This is a genomic window from Pseudomonas pergaminensis (genome assembly GCF_024112395.2).
Classification (GTDB): Bacteria; Pseudomonadota; Gammaproteobacteria; order Pseudomonadales; family Pseudomonadaceae; genus Aquipseudomonas; species Aquipseudomonas pergaminensis.
In genome coordinates this window covers 2,264,007-2,280,649 of the sequence record NZ_CP078013.2, presented here as the reverse complement: position 1 = coordinate 2,280,649, position 16,643 = coordinate 2,264,007, and the positions used below count along the sequence as shown (strand labels likewise).

Sequence of the window (16,643 nt, the reverse complement as noted above, 5' to 3'; positions counted from 1 at the left end):
TCGCGCCTGTGTCGGAAAACCGCGCGGATAAATCGATACGTATCCACAGCCCCTGCCGATACACAGCGATACAAAAAGCCCAAAGGACGACCTGGATCAATAAACCGCCCTCGCCGCTCGGCTACCTTCGCGACCTTTTGCGACCTGTGCCCATGCCTCCCATCCTCGCCCCCGAACTGCTCGCCCCCGCCGGCACCCTGAAAAACATGCGCTACGCCTTCGCCTATGGTGCCGATGCGGTGTACGCCGGCCAGCCGCGCTACAGCCTGCGGGTGCGCAACAACGCGTTCGACCATGCCAACCTGGCCCTGGGTATCCAGGAGGCCCACGCCTTGGGCAAGCGTTTCTACGTGGTGGTCAACATCGCGCCGCACAACGCCAAGTTGAAGACCTTCCTCAAGGACCTGGCCCCGGTGATCGCCATGGGCCCGGATGCGCTGATCATGTCCGACCCGGGGCTGATCATGCTGGTACGCAGGCACTTCCCGCAGATGCCTATCCACCTCTCGGTACAGGCCAATACGGTGAACTGGGCCAGCGTGGAGTTCTGGCAGCAGCAAGGGATCTGCCGGGTGATCCTGTCGCGGGAGTTGTCCCTGGAAGAAATCGACGAGATCCGCCAGCAAGTGCCCGCCATGGAACTGGAAGTATTTGTACACGGCGCCTTGTGCATGGCCTATTCCGGGCGCTGCCTGCTCTCGGGCTATATGAACAAGCGCGATGCGAACCAGGGCGCCTGCACCAACGCCTGTCGCTGGAAGTACCAGGCGACGCCGGCGGTGGAAAACGCCACGGGGGATATCGTCCAAGCGTTCCAGCCGGAACCGACCCTGGGCATCGGAGCGCCCACCGACCAGGTGTTCCTGCTGCAAGAAGCCAACCGCCTCGATGAACAGATGCCCGCCTTCGAAGACGAGCACGGCACCTACATCATGAACGCCAAGGACCTGCGCGCGGTGCAGCACGTGGAGCGCCTGACCCACATGGGCGTGCATTCGCTGAAGATCGAAGGCCGCACCAAATCGCACTTCTATTGCGCGCGCACCACCCAGGTGTATCGCCAGGCCATCGACGATGCGGTGGCCGGCCGCGCCTTCGACCGCACCCTGATGACCGACCTCGAATCCCTGGCCCAGCGCGGCTACACCGAGGGCTTCCTGCGCCGGCATGTGCACGATGAATACCAGAACTACCAGAACGGCAGTTCGGTGTCGGAACGCCAGCAATTCGTCGGCTAGCTGACCGGCGAGCGCCGGGGCGAACTGGCCGAGGTGAAGGTGAAGAACCGTTTCGCCGTGGGCAATCACCTGGAATTGATGACCCCCGCCGGCAACTTTCACTTTGACCTGGCCACCTTGCACGACGCCAAGGGCGAGACCATTGACGTGGCGCCGGGGGACGGGCACACCGTGTATGTGCCGCTCCCGGCCGAGCTGGACCTGCGCTTTGGCCTGCTAATGCGCGACGTCTAACGGGTAGCCGCGCAGGACCTGTGGATCGCCGCGCAAGCCTGGCGCAACGACGCCTCATCCAGGGCGTAGGCGATCCGCAGGTAAGGCGCCAGCCCGAACGCGCTGCCGTGCACCACGGCCACATTGGCCTCGTCGAGCAGGCCGTGTGCCTTGGACACACCGTTCATCGTCAGTACCCGAGGCGCCAGGCGCGGTTCGACAAGGGGCTGTGATCGGTATATTCGTATTAACGTTAGGCCAACATACGTCCATGCTATGGTTGATCAGATCCGGAACTGGCCGACCAACTGTCCCAGGCGCTGACCCAAGTCCGCCAGGCTGCGGGAGGTCTGGGCACCCAATTGGGTCTCATCGGCGACGCTGTCCACCGCCACGGCAATCTGGTGCACGCTGCGGTTGATCTCTTCGGCCACGGCGGTCTGCTCTTCGGCGGCGCTGGCGATCTGGGCGTTCATCGAATTGATGGTGCCGATCAACTGCGCCATGGTGTCCAGGGACGCCCCGGCTTCGTTGGCCTGGGCCGAGGTGCCGTCGCCGGCGTCGCTGGAGCGGCGCATGGCATCCACGGCGGCTTCGGTGCCTTTTTGCAGGCGGTCGATCATGCCCTGGATTTCCTGGGTGCTGGTTTGGGTGCGGCTGGCCAGGGCGCGCACTTCATCCGCCACTACCGCGAAACCACGTCCGGCCTCCCCTGCCCGCGCGGCTTCGATGGCGGCGTTGAGCGCCAGCAGGTTGGTCTGTTCGGCAATGGAGCGGATCACGCTGAGCACACTGACGATGGAGGACACGTCCTGCTGCAAGCTGTCGAGGGACACGCCACTGCTGCGGATGTCGTTCACCAGCGCATGGATCTGCGCGATGCTGCCGTCCACCACGCGCTTGGCGGCCTGGCCTTCGGCGTCGGTTTGCTGGGCCGCCACCGACGCGCCTTGGGCACTGCGCGCCACTTCCTGGGCGGCGGAGGACATCTGGTTGATCGCGGTGGCGACCTGGTCGGTTTCGTGGCGCTGACGCTCCATGGCCTGCTCGGAGCGCTGGGCCTGGTCGGAGACCTGGCTGACCAGGCCGGTGAGTTGGGTGGTCATTTCGGTGATCTGGCGCACCAGCCCGTGGATCTTGTCGACAAAACGGTTGAACGCGCCGGCAAGGTCGCCGAGTTCGTCCTGGCTGGTGATGGCCAGGCGGCGGGTCAAGTCGCCTTCGCCGGCGGCGATGTCGTCGAGGTTGGCTTTCATCAGGTGCAACGGACGCAAAATGGTATTGGCCAGCAGTATGCCGACGGCGGCGATCACCAACAGCACCACCACGGCCACCCCGAGGATGCTCAGCAGCACGCCTTCCATACGTTTTTGCACCTTGGCTTCGACCACCGCCACCTGGGCTTCGATGCCATCCAGGTTCACCGAGGTACCGATGACCATGTCCCACTTCGGCAGGTATTCGGTGTAGCCCATCTTGGGCACCAATTCGGTCTGGCCCGGCTGGGTCGAGCTGTATTGCAGGTAGTGGGTGCCGTCCTTGCCGACCTTGACCAGGTCACGGTTGACGTACACGCCGTTGGGGTCGCGGTTGTCCTTGAAGCTCTTGCCGACGCCATCGGGGCTGTTGCCCTTGAACAGGCGGATGGTCTCGGAGTCGTAGCCGAAGAAGTAGCCGTCCTTGCCGTAGCTGGTGTTGGACAGCAGTTTGACCACCTGGGCGCGCGCGGCGGTGTCACCGGGTGCGGCCGCGTCGTAGAGCGGCTTGATAGTGGTCATGGCCACTTCGACGTAGCTTTGCAAGGTGGCCTTGGCGTCATTGAGCAGGCGCTGGCGGGTTTCTTCCACCTCATTGCGGGCCTGGCCCTGCAGGATCCACACGGTGGTCAGGCTGATGACCACGGCAAACAGCAGCACCGGCACTACGGCGAGGGACAGGACTTTGGCCTTGAGGCTCAGACGCATGGCTTTTCTCTCTCTTATTAGTGGCGACCTGAGAGTTTATCGGCCAGTTGCCAAATACCTGTAGGAGCCGGCTTGCCGGCGTCAGCGGTCTCACGGGCGCCATCGCCGGCAAGCCGGCTCCTACAGTGCGCGGGGTGTCAGAGGGTCATGGCGGCCAGCCAGCCGAATGCCAGCAGCGGGAGGTTGTAATGCAGGAACGTCGGTACCACGGTGTCCCAGATATGGTGGTGCTGGCCGTCGATATTCAGGCCGGAGGTTGGACCAAGGGTCGAGTCCGAGGCGGGCGAGCCGGCGTCGCCCAAGGCACCGGCCGTGCCGACGATGCACACAATGGCCAGCGGGCTGAAGCCCAGTTGCACACACAGCGGCACAAAGATCGCGGCCAGGATCGGCACCGTGGAAAACGATGAGCCGATGCCCATGGTCACCAGCAGCCCCACCAACAGCATCAGCAGCGCCCCTACCCCACGGCTATGGCCGATAAAGGCCGCCGAGGTTTCCACCAGCGAGCGCACATCGCCGGTGGCCTTGAGCACTTCGGCAAACCCTGACGAGGCGATCATGATGAAGCCGATCATCGCCATCATCTTCATGCCTTCTGTGAACAGGTCGTCGGTGTCGCGCCAGCGCACGATGCCCGACACCGAGAAGATCAGGAACCCGGCCAGGGCGCCGATGATCATCGAGTCCAACCACAACTGAATGATGAACGCGGAGGCAATCGCCAGGCCGGCCACCAGCAGGGTCAGCGGGTTGTACTGCACGGCCACCTGTTCGACCCGCTCGATTTTCTCCAAGTCGTACACGCGTTTCTTGCGGTAGCTGATAAAGACCGCCACCAGCAGGCCGACCACCATGCCCAGCGCCGGCAGGCTCATGGCGTGGGTGACGTTGACCTGGCTGATGTCCACGCCGCTCTTGGCCACGTTGGCCAACAGGATCTGGTTGAGGAAGATATTGCCGAAGCCCACCGGCAGGAACATGTACGGCGTGATCAGGCCGAAGGTCATCACGCAGGCGATCAGGCGGCGGTCCAGTTGCAGCTTGGTCAGCACGTACAGCAGCGGCGGCACCAGCAACGGAATGAACGCGATATGGATCGGCAGGATGTTCTGCGAAGCAATCGCGACCACCCACAGCAGGCCGATCAGCAGCCATTTGACGTGGCTGCCGCCAGTGGCTTCCTGGCGGTCCACCAGCAGCAGGGCCTTATCGGCCAGCGCGTGGGCCAGGCCGGACTTGGCAATCGCCACGGCGAACGCGCCGAGCAAGGCGTAGGACAACGCCACCGTCGCCCCCCCGCCCAAGCCGCCGTTGAAGGCTTTGAGCGTGGCCTCGATACCCAGGCCACCGCTAAGGCCGCCCACCAGGGCGCCGACGATGATGGCGATGACCACATGCACGCGGGACAGGCTCAGCACCAGCATGGTGCCGACCGCGGCAATGACTGCGTTAATCATGGTTACCTCAAGCAGAAACATAAAAAACAGGCATGCCCGCGCCCAGGCGGCCATCGGGTGGCAACCAGCGTGCAGGCTTGAAGGAGGTCTTATTAGAGGGCGGGCACTTTGCCGGACGCAGGTTCACATGTCAAAAAACGAACCTTGTAGTGAGCGCGCTTGCTCGCGCTGGGCTGCGCAGCGGCGCCAAAATCAAGGGGAGCGCTGCGCACTCCAGCGCGAGTCAGCTCGCTCACCACAAAAGCAGGTTTAAATTGATCGTTTGAATAAAGAAAACCCCAAAACCGCCGATAACAGAGCCTCTATGTGTTTTCAGGTAAGGATGTACCGATGTCGCTTAGGCAGCTCTCCATTCAATGGAAAATCACCCTGCTCGCCGGCCTGTGCCTGCTGGGAATCGTGACCCTGCTGGTGGGTCTGTCGTTGTATCGCATGGAGCAGAGTTCACAGCAGGTCAAGGCCTCCAGCATGCAGATGCTGGATGAAGCCGCCCAGGCGCGGATCGAGGCCCAGGGTGAAGTGCAGGCGCTGGGCATCCGCCGCCAGTTCATGGACGCCTATCAGTACGGCCATGGCTTTTCGCGCCAGGTGCTGTTCTTGCGCGAGCAGGCCGAGAAGCGCTTTCTCGACGCCTTCGACACCCGCGAAGACCTGACCCGACAGGTCAAGGCCGCGTTACAGGCCAACCCGGATTTGCTCGGCCTGTCCCTGGTGTTCGAAGCCAATGCCCTGGATGGCAAGGACGAGTTGTTCGCGGGCCAGGCGGAGCTGGGCAGTAACGACAAAGGTCGCTTCGCCCTGTACTGGTCGCAACCGACGCCGGGCACGCTGACCTCGATGGCGCTGCCCGAAAGCGACATGTCCGACACCAGCCTCAGCCCCAGTGGCGAAAAGGCCAACGCCTGGTTCACCTGCCCGCGCAGCACCTTCAAGCCGTGCGTGATCGAGCCCTACTTTTACACGATCAACGGGCAAAACGTGCTGATGACCAGCATCGTCTTCCCGCTGATGGTAAACGGCAAAGTCATTGCCTCGCTGTCGGTGGACATCAACCTCAACAGCCTGCAGGCGGTGAGCCAACAGGCCAGCCACAAACTGTATGACGGCCAAACCCAGGTCAGCATCCTCAGCCCCACGGGCCTTCTCGCCGGCTACAGCGCGGACGCCAGCAAGCTGAGCCAGCGCCTGGATCAGGTCGACACCGCCAACGGCGCGCAGTTGATCAGCGCCCTGGCCGGCAGTACACAGATCCGCAGCCTGCGCACCGACCATCAGCTCAAGGTACTGGCGCCGTTCGCGCCAATCCCGGAGGGCAAGCCCTGGGGCGTGTTGCTGGATGTACCAGAGAGCGTCCTGGTCGCACCCGCCGAAGCACTGAAAACCCAACTGGATGCCGACAATGCCAAGGGCACCCTGCTGGAACTGAGCCTGGGCCTGATTGCCGCCGTGGTCGGCCTGATCCTGGTGTGGCTGATGGCGCGCAGCGTGACGCGGCCGATCCTCGGCGTGGCGGACATGCTCGAAGACATCGCCAGCGGTGAAGGCGACCTGACCCGCCGCCTGGCCTACGACAAAAAAGACGAGCTGGGCCAGTTGGCCGGCTGGTTCAACCGCTTCCTCGACAAGCTGCAACCGATCATCGCCGAGGTTAAACGCTCGGTGCAGGACGCCCGTGGCACTGCCGACCAATCTGCCGCCATTGCGACTGAAACCAGCGCGGGCATGGAACGGCAATATCGCCAGGTCGATCAGGTGGCCACCGCCTCCCATGAAATGAGCGCCACCGCCCAAGACGTGGCCCGCAGTGCCGCACAGGCGGCGCAAGCCGCACGGGATGCCGACCAGGCCACCCGCGACGGCCTCACAGTGATCGACCGCACTACCCGCAACATCGGCGAGCTGGCAGCGGACATGAGCACGGCCATGACCCAGGTGGAAGGGTTGGCTGCCAACAGCGAGAAAATCGGCTCGGTGCTGGAAGTGATTCGCGGCATCGCCGAGCAAACCAACCTGTTGGCGCTCAACGCCGCCATCGAAGCCGCCCGCGCCGGTGAAGCGGGCCGTGGCTTTGCGGTGGTAGCCGATGAAGTGCGCAACCTGGCGCGGCGCACCCAGGAGTCGGTGGAAGAAACCCGCCTGGTGATCGAGCAATTGCAGAGCGGCACCGAAGAAGTGGTCGGCGCCATGGGCAACAGCTATCGCCAGGCCCAGGGCAGCGTCGAACAGGTTGGCCAGGCCGTGACCGCCCTGCGCCAGATCGGCGACGCGGTGACAGTCATCAGCGACATGAACCTGCAAATCGCCAGCGCCGCCGAAGAGCAAAGCGCAGTGGCCGAGGAGATCAACAGCAACGTGGCGACCATTCGCGACGTGACCGAGTCGCTGTCCGAGCAAGCGAATGAATCAGCGCGGGTGAGCCAGGCGTTGAATAGCCTGGCGAATCAGCAGCAGGGATTGATGGACCAGTTCCGCGTGTAAAAACGCACACCTGTCGGAGCCGGCTTGCTGGTGATGGGGCCTTCAAGGCCCCATCGCCGCATAGGTACCTACACAACGTTGCACCCCCATCGCTAACCACGATGCGAAGCGAGCCGCTTTTGATCGTGATCTTGATCTGGCTTTTGATCTAGCTTTTGACCTTAGGCGCCCCGTCAAACACGCTGGCCGGAATTCGACAGGGATTTGGGGGGTAAACCGGCAGGGATGCCGGTTTAGCCGCCCCGCGCCATGGATGGCGCGTGGCGGCGGCCCCCCAAATACCTGGCGGATTACGGGCACACCGAGCCTAGGCGAGGTGCCGAGTGTTGGGGCAAGAGCCCTTTGGTTACTTTGGGGATCTTTTCCAAAGTGACCCGCCGTAAGGGCGGAACCCATAGCAGCCGTTACCCAAATAACGGATATGTACTCGATCAGATCCAACATCCAGGTCGGCTGTCAGGACGCCTTCGCAGGCAAGCCAGCTCCCACATTTGGATCGCGGGGTGACAGTTAGATTGTGGTCGGCTGTCAGGCCGCTTTCGCAGGCAAGCCAGCTCCCACATTTTTGGATCGCGGGGTGACAGTGAGATAGCGGTCGGCTGTCAGGCCGCCATCGCCGTCGAGCCGCCCCCCACAGGTTTTGCATCATCGCTTGGGCAATTCAATCAGCACGTTGAGGCCACCCAACTCACTTTCCTGCAACTGCAACACCCCGCCCCATACCTCGACAATATCCCGCACGATCCCCAACCCCAGACCATGCCCGTCAATCTGCTCATCCAGGCGCGCGCCACGGCTGAATACCTGGTCGCGCTGACTTTCAGGAATGCCAGGGCCATCGTCTTCCACCGCCAACAGGTAGCTGCGCTCAGTCTCGGTGACGGTCAGGCGCACATCGGCATCCGCCCATTTACAGGCGTTATCCAAAAGATTACCGAGCAGTTCCAGCAAATCCTCTCGGTCCCAAGGCAGTTGCAGGCCGGGAGCGACGTGGTAGCTCAGGTCCAGGTGTTCACCGTGGATCATGTTCAGGGTAGCGAGCAGGCCGGGCAGTTCTTTTTCGCAGTCGAACAATGCGCCCGGCAAGGTTTCCCCGGCCAGGCGGGCGCGGTTGAGCTCGCGGTTGAGGCGTTGCTGCACTTGCTCCAGTTGATCGCGCAGCAGTGTGCTGAGCTCGGGGCGATCCTTGAGTGCTTCGCTCGACGCCGCGCTCAACAGCACCGCCAATGGGGTCTTGAGCGCATGGCCGAGGTTGCCCAGGGCATTGCGCGAACGCTTGAGGCTGTCTTCGGTGTGGGCCAGCAGGTGGTTGATCTGCGCCACCAGCGGCTCCAGCTCCAGGGGCACCTGGGTGTCCAGTTGCGAACGCTGGCCCTGTTGCAACTGGGCGATCTGGTTGCGCGCAGTTTCCAGCGGGCGCAGGGCGCGGCGCACGGTGACACGTTGCAGGACCAGCACCAGCAACAGCGCCGCCAGCCCCAGCACCAGGCCGATCTGGCGCATCAGGCGGAAGCTTTCGCGCACCGGGGTGTAGTCCTGGGCCACGCTGATGGAAATCGGCTGGCCGAAACGCTTGTAGTCCGAACGCAGCACCAGCAGTTGCTGGCCTTCGGGCCCCAATTGCAGGTTGCCCTTCAGGCCGACCTCGGGCAGGCGTGGCAGCTCCTGGTCCCACAACGAGCGCGAGCGCCAGTGGGTGTCGGCAAAATCGATGCGGAAGTAGTGCCCGGAAAATGGCCGCTGGTAAGCCGGCGACAGGCGCTGCTCATCCAGCTGCACGCCGTTGGGCCCGCGCACCAGCGCCACCAGCAGGTTTTCGGCGTCATTGCGCAAGCCGGCTTCCAGGTAGCGCTGCAGACCGGCTTCGAACAGCCACAGGCTGGTTTGCGCCAACACCACGCCGACGATCACCATCACGCTGATCAGCCCCAGGCTCAGGCGTCGCTGGATCGACCTCATGCAGGGCTGGCGCCAAACCGGTAACCCTGGCCGCGCCGGGTCTCGATCACGCTGCGGCCCAACTTGCGACGCAGGTGGTTGACGTGGACTTCCAGCACATTGGAGTCGCGCTCGGTCTCGCCGTCGTACAGGTGCTCGGCCAAGTGGCTTTTTGACAGGATTTGTTCGGGGTGCAGCATGAAATAGCGCAACAGGCGGAATTCGGCGGCGGTCAGCTGGATCTCCGCGCCGTCGCGCAGCACGCACTGGCGACCCTCATCCAGGTGCAGGCCGGCGGCTTGCAACGTGGGCTGGTTTGCCTGGCCGTGGGAACGGCGCAACAGCGCCTGGATGCGCAGGTGCAGCTCCTCGGGGTGAAAGGGTTTGGCCAGGTAATCGTCGGCGCCGGCCTTGAGCCCTTCGATGCGCTCGGCCCAGGAATCGCGGGCGGTCAGCACCAGGACCGGCGTGGTCAGCGCAGCAGCGCGCCATTGCGCCAGCACCTCAAGCCCAGGCAGGCCCGGCAGGCCGAGGTCGAGGATGATCAGGTCGTAGGGCTCGCTTCGGCCCTGGTACACGGCGTCTCGCCCGTCGGCCAGCCAATCGACGGCATAGCCCTGGCGCTGCAGACCGGCCAGCAGTTCATCGACCAGGGGTACGTTGTCTTCCACCAAAAGCAGGCGCATCAGTCTTCCTCATCTTTGATCAACACACCGGTGGTCGCGTCCAGCTTGATCTCGCGCACCACGCCTTCGGTGGTCACCAGTTCCACTTCATAGGCATATTGGCCGTGCTTCTTTTCCAACTCGGCCTCCAGCAGGCGCGAGCCGGGATAGCGCGCCATGGCCTGCTGCAACAGTTGCTCCAGCGGCAGGATCACCCCCTGCTGGCGCAATGCCAAGGCTTCATCCTGGTTGAGGTCGCGGGCCGCCAGGCTGGAGCAAAATGCCATGAGCACCAGCGCCACGCGACTGCCGGCGCGTAAATTTACCTTCATTACGTATCCTGATGATTCTTGAGAACCTGCCCGGTGAGCGCGTCCAATTCAACATCCCATTCGATGCCGTGGGCATCTTCCAATTCGACCTCGTAGACGTACTTGCCGTAGGCCTCGTCCAGGTCGGTATCCAGCAGTGTCGAACCGGGGTGCAGGGCCAGGGCCGCAGCTTCCAGTTGGTCAAAGGCGACAATAGTAACAGTGGCCGGCACTATCAGTGGTTTGTCGGAGTCCACGGCTCGGGCCTGGGTCGCCGTGAGGGCGATGATACCGGTGGCGACCAGAGCAGTGAGGCGCTTCATGATATGTCTCCGTTACAGGATGTTTTCCTACGCCAGCCACCGTACGCCCTGCAACTTAACTGAAACTGAATTGCCACCATGGCAATTTCCGCCAAGGCCTTTTCCCCACTGCCCACGAGATTTTCTATAATGCCCCGCTCGCTCGACCAGAGACCGGTATGACAGCCATCCACATCAAGTTTCCCGCCCTTACCCTCAAGGCCGGCAGACGCGCCTTTGCGCGCATTCGTGAGCAAGGCCTCAAGCCTGCCGATGTCGGCATCCTGCCCGGCGCGGCCGGTGGCCCCAAGGCGCTGGGCATCCAGGGCCTGGACTTGGCACTGTTCGGCGACTGGCTACCCCGCGCGCCACGGGAACGGGCGCTGATCGGCGCGTCCATCGGCTCCTGGCGGTTTGCGAGTGCCTGCCTGCCCGACCCGGTGCAAGGCCTGCTGGACCTCGGCCGCTTGTACAACGAACAACGCTTTGCCAAAGGCGTGACCATGGCCGAGGTCAGCCAGAGCTGCCAGCGCATGCTCGACGACCTGCTGGCCGGCCGCGATGCACGGGTGCTGGACAACCCGGACTACCGCCTCAATATCATGGTGGTCAAGAGCCATGGCCTGCTTGCCGATGACCACCGTGGACGCCTCGGGCTGGGCCTGTCGTCGGTGATCGCCGACAACCTGCGAGGCCGCGCGCGGCTGTCGCGGCATTTCGAACGCCTGATCATCCACGACCCACGCCAGGCGCCGCCCGTGCATCCGTTAAAGGACTTCCCTTCACGCTTCCTGCCCCTGGCACTGGGCAACCTGCGCCAGGCACTGCTGGCGTCGGGCTCGATCCCCATGGTCATGCAAGGCGTGCGCGACCTGCCGGGCGCCGGTGCCGGTACCTACCGCGATGGCGGCCTGCTGGATTACCACCTCGACCTGCCCTACCACGGCGATGACATCGTGCTGTACCCCCACTTCACCGACCGAGTCATCCCCGGCTGGTTCGACAAAGGCCTGCCGTGGCGGCGCAGCAACCAACAGGGCCTGCAGGACGTGTTACTGCTGGCGCCGTCCAAGGACTACCTGGCCCGCCTGCCTCACGGCAAACTCCCAGACCGCAGCGACTTCAAGCGCTTCATGGGCGACGACCCCAGCCGCAACAAATACTGGCAGACCGCGATGAGCGAAAGCCAACGGCTGGGAGACGAATTCCTGGCATTGGCCGATAACGGCCGCTTGGGCGAGCGCCTACAGCCCCTGTAGCCGCCACCTCCCCACTAACCACGATGCGAAGCGAGCCGCTCGTGATCTAGCTTTTGATCTTGATCTCGCTTTTGATCTTGATCTCGCTTTTGATCTCAGGCGCCCCGTCAAACACGCTGGCCGGAATTCGACAGGGATTTGGGGCGAAGGCCTTTTGCTTACTTTTGGGCCTTTCCAAAAGTGAGCCGCTGTAAGAGCGGAACCATAAGCGGCCGTTACCGCAGCAACGGATATGTACCCCGCCAGATCCCACATCCAGGTCGGCTGTCAGGCCGCCTTCGCAGGCAAGCCAGCTCCCACATTTGGATCGCGGGGTGGCAGTTAGAGAGTGGTCGGCTGTCAGGCCGTCTTCGCAGGCAAGCCAGCTCCCACATTTGGATCGCGGGGTGACAGTTGGAGAGTGGTCGGCTGTCAGGCCGCCTTTGCAGGCAAGCCAGCTCCCACATTTTTGGGTCGCGGGGGGACAGTTGGAGAGTGGTCGGCTGTCAGGCCGCCTTTGCAGGCAAGCCCCCTCGCCACCTGCCATCTACATTCGCCCGCAAGCCGCCCCCTACAGAGGGACGGTATGCGCAGCAACGAATCAAGCTGTTAAACTCGCCGCCTGCCAGACATCGACCGAGCTGAAAACACTGTGGAAATCTTCAAGGAATTTACATTCGAATCCGCCCACCGCCTGCCCCACGTACCGGAAGGCCACAAATGCGGGCGCCTGCACGGGCATTCGTTCAAGGTGGCAATCCACCTGAGCGGCGACCTGGATCCCCATACCGGCTGGATTCGCGACTTCTCGGAGATCAAGGCGATTTTCAAGCCGCTCTATGAACGTCTCGACCACAACTACCTCAATGACATCCCAGGCCTGGAAAACCCCACCAGCGAAGTGCTGGCCAAGTGGATCTGGAATGAGTTGAAACCCCTGCTGCCCGAGCTCAGTGCGATCCGCATCCACGAGACCTGCACCAGCGGCTGCATCTATCGCGGCGAATAAGCCGGCGCGATGAAAAAACCACCCTTGCGGTGGTTTTTTTGTGCCTGGCTCCCTTACAGTCATAGCTCCCTACCCACAAGGAGCCCGCTGCAATGATGCGCCCCGCCACGAGCCATGATGTTGCTGCTATCGAGGCTATCGTCCAGGCAGCCTACGCGCCATACATCGAACGGATCGGCCGCAAGCCCGGGCCGATGCTGGAGGATTATCACCAGCAAGTGGAAGCCGGTGGCGTGCATGTGCTGGAGCATGGCGGGCGGGTCCGGGGGTTTATTGTCCTGCGGGACACAGACGGCGCGCTGTTGCTGGATAACCTCGCCGTCGCCCCGGACGCCCAGGGCCTGGGCTTCGGTCGGTTGCTGATGGATTTCGCCGAACAACGGGCGCTCGGCGCTGGCTTCGCCGCCATCCGCCTGTACACCAACGAAGCCATGACCGAGAACATCACGCTGTACACCCGGCGTGGCTATGTCGAGACCCACCGCGCCGAAGAACACGGCCTGCGTCGGGTGTACATGATCAAGTACCTGTAGGAGTAACCATGGAAAACACCTGGCTGGCCCAGGCCAAACGCTTGCAGGCATTGGCCTCCACGGGCTTGCACTTTTGCACCGATGATTTCGAACGTGAGCGCCTGGAAGAAATTGCCGAGATTGCCCACAGCATGCTCGCGCAATTGGGCAATGTGCCCTTGGAGCGTATCACCGGGTTGGTCACCGACTTTGCCCAGCGCTATTCGACGCCGATGATCGACGTGCGCGGTGCGGTCATTGAGGGCGACCGGATTCTGCTGGTGCGCGAATTGACCGATGGCTGCTGGGCGTTGCCGGGCGGGTATGCCGACATCGGCTTGTCTGCGGCGGAAAATATCGTCAAGGAGATTCGCGAGGAAGCCGGGCTGACGGTGACAGCGCGGGCGTTGTACAGCGTCACGCACAAGGCCAAGGGCTTGTATCGGCCGGACGTGCGGGACTTCTACAAGCTGTACTTCCTGTGTGAACCGGTGGATCAGTCGGCGCCGATGGCGGGTTTCGAGACCACTGAAGTGGGCTTTTTCCGCCTCGATGAGCTGCCGCCGCTGTCCCGTGGGCGCACCATCGAAAGTGATCTGGAGGCTGCATTCGCCTTCCATCGTGGCGAGACGACCTCCACGCTGTTCGACTGATCCATTTTGTATCACCGCTGCACCGCTTTCGTGCCCGATTGGGCACTGCGAACACCTCTGCCGCCATTTCCCCTCTGTTTGGCCATGAATACTGTGCACGGTGCACAGCGCTGACCGTGCGCGCGTCACTGCTGTCGGCTTGGCACGCGCGGTGCAATAGGCCTGCGTCACTCATTCAGGGAGCAAGGCACATGACGCAGCAAGAACCGGGCAACGATTACCCCCTCAGCGAAGTCCCGATGCATGCGCGCAAGGGCCTGGCGTCGACCGCCATGGTGCTGCTCGGCTTTACGTTTTTCACCGCAACCATGTTTGCCGGCGGCAAGCTGGGGGTGGCGTTCAGTTTCACCGACATGCTCGGCGTCGTGGCCTTGGGCAACCTGCTGCTGGGTATCTACGCCGCAGGCCTGGGTTACATCGCGTTCAAGAGCGGGCTGAATTCGGTGCTGATGGGCCGATTCTGCTTCGGTGAAGTGGGCAGCAAGCTCAGCGACTTGATCCTTGGCTTTACCCAGATCGGCTGGTACGCCTGGGGTACCGCCACGGCCGCCGTGGTCTTGGGCAAGTACTTCGAGCTGGGCCAGGGCAGCGTGCTGGCGTTGATGGTGCTGTTCGGCCTGGTGTTCTGCGCCACGGCCTACATCGGCTATCGTGGGTTGGAGATTTTGTCCTATATCGCGGTGCCAGCAATGGGCATCCTGTTGTTTCTGTCGATGTGGGTCGCCACGGTGAAGGTCGGCGGGCTGGACGGATTGCTCGCCGTGGTGCCGACCGGTGAGTTGGACGTGTCGACGGCGATCACCCTGGTGTTTGGCACCTTTGTCAGTGGCGCGACCCAGGCCACCAACTGGACGCGCTTTTCGCGCTCGGCCAAGGTTGCGGTGCTGGCCAGCCTGATCGGTTTCTTTATCGGCAACGGCTTGATGGTGCTGATCGGCGCTTACGGTGCCATCGTCTATCAACAACCGGACGTGGTCGAAGTGTTGCTGCTGCAAGGCTTTGCCATGGCGGCGATGGCCATGTTGCTGCTCAACATCTGGAGCACCCAGGACAACACCATCTACAACTTCGCGGTGGCCGGCTGCAACCTGCTGCGCACCAAGCGGCGCAAGACCGTGACCCTGGCCGGTGCGGTGATCGGCACCCTGCTGGCGTTACTCGGCATGTACGACATGCTGGTGCCGTACCTGATTCTGCTAGGCACGGTGATCCCACCGATTGGCGGGGTGATCATGGCTGACTTCTTCTACCGCTATCGCGGCCACTATCCACGCCTGGCCGATGCACGCCTGCCAGCGTTCAACTGGACAGGGCTGGTGGCCTATGCGGTGGGCACGGTGCTGGCGTTCAACTCGCCCTGGGTCGCGCCGTTGGTGGGCATTGTTGCCGCATCGCTGACCTACATCGTGCTCACCGCTGTACTGCGGGTGCGTGTGCCCTTGGCTGACGCCCAGGCATGAACCTGACCATTGCCGAGGTGCTGGCCCTGCCGGGCCTGGAGTCCATGTGCCTGCGCGCCGGTGCGGCAGGCCTGGAGAATGGCGTGCGCTGGCCCTACGTGGCGGAAAACAGCGGGATTGCCGAGTGGGTGCTGGGCGGCGAACTGGTGTTCGTCACCGGGATCAATCACCCGCGGGATGAGGCCAACTTGTTGCAACTGCTGGACGAGGCCTGTCAGCGCCAGGTGGCCGGGTTGGTGATTCTCACGGGGCCGGCGTATATCCAGGCGATCCCCCAGCGCTTGCTCCAGGCCGCCGAGGCCGCTGGCATGCAGCTGATCGAGCAGCCTTATTCGCTGAAGATGGTGCTGGTGACCCAGGCCATTGGCTCGGCGCTGATCCAGTCCGAGCACTTGGGGCGCTCGCGGCACGATGTGCTGGAGCGTTTGCTGACTGGCGATTACCAATCCCTGGATTTGCTGCTGCACCGTGGCGTGCAATTGGGCCTGATGCTGGCCGGCCACTGGCAGGTTGTGCAGCTGCAATTGGAAGGCAGCGAGTTGCTGTTTGCCCAGAGCGATGCCGCGTATGTCGAGGCGCAACTGGCCCGACAGCATGACGCTATCAGCCGGCGTTTGCGCCAGTTGTCGGCTGGGCTGCCGGTACTTGGACGGGCCGGGCAATGGACGCTGCTGCTGCCGGCGCCGGATGCTGTCGCCGCCTTGGCCAATCGCCAGCAATTGGCCGGTTGGCTCAACCCGCTGAACCTGCGCCTGGCGCCACTCAAATTGTTTATCGGCCTCAGCGCCGCCGCGCACCCACCGGCCCGCCTGGCCCAGGCGCAGGATGAAGCGCGCCAGGCACTGGCGGCTGCGCGGCGGTTCAGCGAGCGTGCCGGGCTGTGCGTGTACGACGAACTGGGCGTGCTCAAATTGCTCAGCGGCGTGCGCGATCGCGCCCTGCTCGATCACTTCCTTAACGAACGCCTCGGCCCGTTGCTGCGCCACGACGCGCACCACGGCCCCAGCCTGATGCCCACCCTGGAAGCCTGGTTTCACGAGAATGGTAACCTTGTGGCCGCCGCACAGCGGTTGGCCGTGCACCGCAACACCCTGACGCACCGTGTCCAGCGCATCGAAGCCCTGTGTGGCCTGACGCTGGATAACGCTTATGATCGCCTGGACATCGGTATCGCGCTGATGATCTGGCGACTGTCTGCCTGA

At 63.1% G+C, this 16,643-nt stretch carries 14 protein-coding genes and 2 pseudogenes; 8 read left to right on the top strand and 8 right to left on the bottom strand.

Annotated elements, in window-relative coordinates; translation table 11 throughout:
- The first annotated feature begins 152 nt into the window (after positions 1–152).
- Positions 153–1,472, top strand: a pseudogene (trhP, locus tag KUA23_RS10490) (prephenate-dependent tRNA uridine(34) hydroxylase TrhP).
- Here trhP and KUA23_RS10485 read toward each other — a convergent pair.
- The 4 genes and pseudogenes from KUA23_RS10485 to KUA23_RS10475 all read right to left on the bottom strand — a co-directional run bounded on the left by KUA23_RS10485 (position 1,469) and on the right by KUA23_RS10475 (position 4,872).
- On the bottom strand, positions 1,469–1,630 hold the full coding sequence (locus KUA23_RS10485) for an aminotransferase class I/II-fold pyridoxal phosphate-dependent enzyme (RefSeq protein WP_256997324.1): 162 nt from the start codon (positions 1,628–1,630) through the stop codon (positions 1,469–1,471). The pseudogene trhP and the gene KUA23_RS10485 sit on opposite strands and share 4 nt — an antisense overlap.
- 105 nt (positions 1,631–1,735) lie before the next feature.
- On the bottom strand, positions 1,736–2,491 hold the full coding sequence (locus KUA23_RS30285; RefSeq protein WP_371919457.1) for a methyl-accepting chemotaxis protein: 756 nt from the start codon (positions 2,489–2,491) through the stop codon (positions 1,736–1,738).
- A gap of 102 nt (positions 2,492–2,593) precedes the next feature.
- Positions 2,594–3,415, bottom strand: a pseudogene (locus KUA23_RS30280) (cache domain-containing protein); the annotation flags it as partial.
- Positions 3,416–3,552: 137 nt separating this feature from the next.
- Complete coding sequence (locus KUA23_RS10475; protein ID WP_178076901.1) at positions 3,553–4,872, bottom strand: Na+/H+ antiporter family protein; 1,320 nt, start codon at positions 4,870–4,872, stop codon at positions 3,553–3,555.
- A gap of 333 nt (positions 4,873–5,205) precedes the next feature.
- On the opposite strand from KUA23_RS10475, the gene KUA23_RS30485 reads away from it, so the two are divergent.
- Positions 5,206–7,353 (top strand): methyl-accepting chemotaxis protein, encoded by a 2,148-nt coding sequence (locus KUA23_RS30485; RefSeq protein WP_214498429.1) that lies wholly within the window; start codon positions 5,206–5,208, stop codon positions 7,351–7,353.
- Between the two features lie 645 nt (positions 7,354–7,998).
- Here KUA23_RS30485 and KUA23_RS10465 read toward each other — a convergent pair.
- The 4 genes from KUA23_RS10465 to KUA23_RS10450 are packed head-to-tail and all read right to left on the bottom strand — an operon-like array spanning position 7,999 to position 10,590.
- On the bottom strand, positions 7,999–9,312 hold the full coding sequence (locus KUA23_RS10465) for a sensor histidine kinase (RefSeq protein WP_099490963.1): 1,314 nt from the start codon (positions 9,310–9,312) through the stop codon (positions 7,999–8,001).
- The gene (locus KUA23_RS10460; RefSeq protein ID WP_078047781.1) at positions 9,309–9,977 is read right to left on the bottom strand and encodes a response regulator transcription factor; all 669 of its coding nucleotides are present in this window, start codon (positions 9,975–9,977) and stop codon (positions 9,309–9,311) included. Before KUA23_RS10460 ends, KUA23_RS10465 begins: the two co-directional genes overlap by 4 nt.
- Positions 9,977–10,288 carry a PepSY domain-containing protein gene (locus tag KUA23_RS10455; protein ID WP_078047780.1) on the bottom strand — a complete coding sequence of 104 codons (312 nt, stop codon included), beginning with the start codon at positions 10,286–10,288 and terminating at the stop codon, positions 9,977–9,979. The genes KUA23_RS10460 and KUA23_RS10455 overlap by 1 nt, the downstream gene beginning before the upstream one ends.
- Positions 10,288–10,590 (bottom strand): PepSY domain-containing protein, encoded by a 303-nt coding sequence (locus KUA23_RS10450; protein ID WP_252993890.1) that lies wholly within the window; start codon positions 10,588–10,590, stop codon positions 10,288–10,290. The genes KUA23_RS10455 and KUA23_RS10450 overlap by 1 nt, the downstream gene beginning before the upstream one ends.
- Positions 10,591–10,748: 158 nt before the next feature.
- Between KUA23_RS10450 and KUA23_RS10445 the strand changes: the two genes are divergently transcribed.
- From KUA23_RS10445 to KUA23_RS10420, 6 genes are all read left to right on the top strand, one after another.
- Complete coding sequence (locus tag KUA23_RS10445) at positions 10,749–11,828, top strand: patatin-like phospholipase family protein (protein ID WP_078047778.1); 1,080 nt, start codon at positions 10,749–10,751, stop codon at positions 11,826–11,828.
- 631 nt (positions 11,829–12,459) lie between these two features.
- Entirely contained in the window at positions 12,460–12,816 is a 357-nt protein-coding gene (queD, locus tag KUA23_RS10440) for a 6-carboxytetrahydropterin synthase QueD (protein ID WP_003190259.1), read from the top strand.
- Between the two features lie 92 nt (positions 12,817–12,908).
- A complete protein-coding gene (locus KUA23_RS10435; RefSeq protein ID WP_099493406.1) occupies positions 12,909–13,349 on the top strand; it encodes a GNAT family N-acetyltransferase in 441 nt (146 codons plus the stop codon).
- 8 nt (positions 13,350–13,357) lie between these two features.
- Positions 13,358–13,981 carry an NUDIX hydrolase gene (locus KUA23_RS10430; protein ID WP_078047776.1) on the top strand — a complete coding sequence of 208 codons (624 nt, stop codon included), beginning with the start codon at positions 13,358–13,360 and terminating at the stop codon, positions 13,979–13,981.
- Positions 13,982–14,172: 191 nt separating this feature from the next.
- Positions 14,173–15,441 (top strand): cytosine permease, encoded by a 1,269-nt coding sequence (gene codB / locus KUA23_RS10425; protein ID WP_078047775.1) that lies wholly within the window; start codon positions 14,173–14,175, stop codon positions 15,439–15,441.
- Positions 15,438–16,643: a PucR family transcriptional regulator gene (locus KUA23_RS10420; RefSeq protein WP_252993889.1), complete on the top strand. Its 1,206-nt coding sequence runs from the start codon at positions 15,438–15,440 to the stop codon at positions 16,641–16,643. The genes codB and KUA23_RS10420 overlap by 4 nt, the downstream gene beginning before the upstream one ends.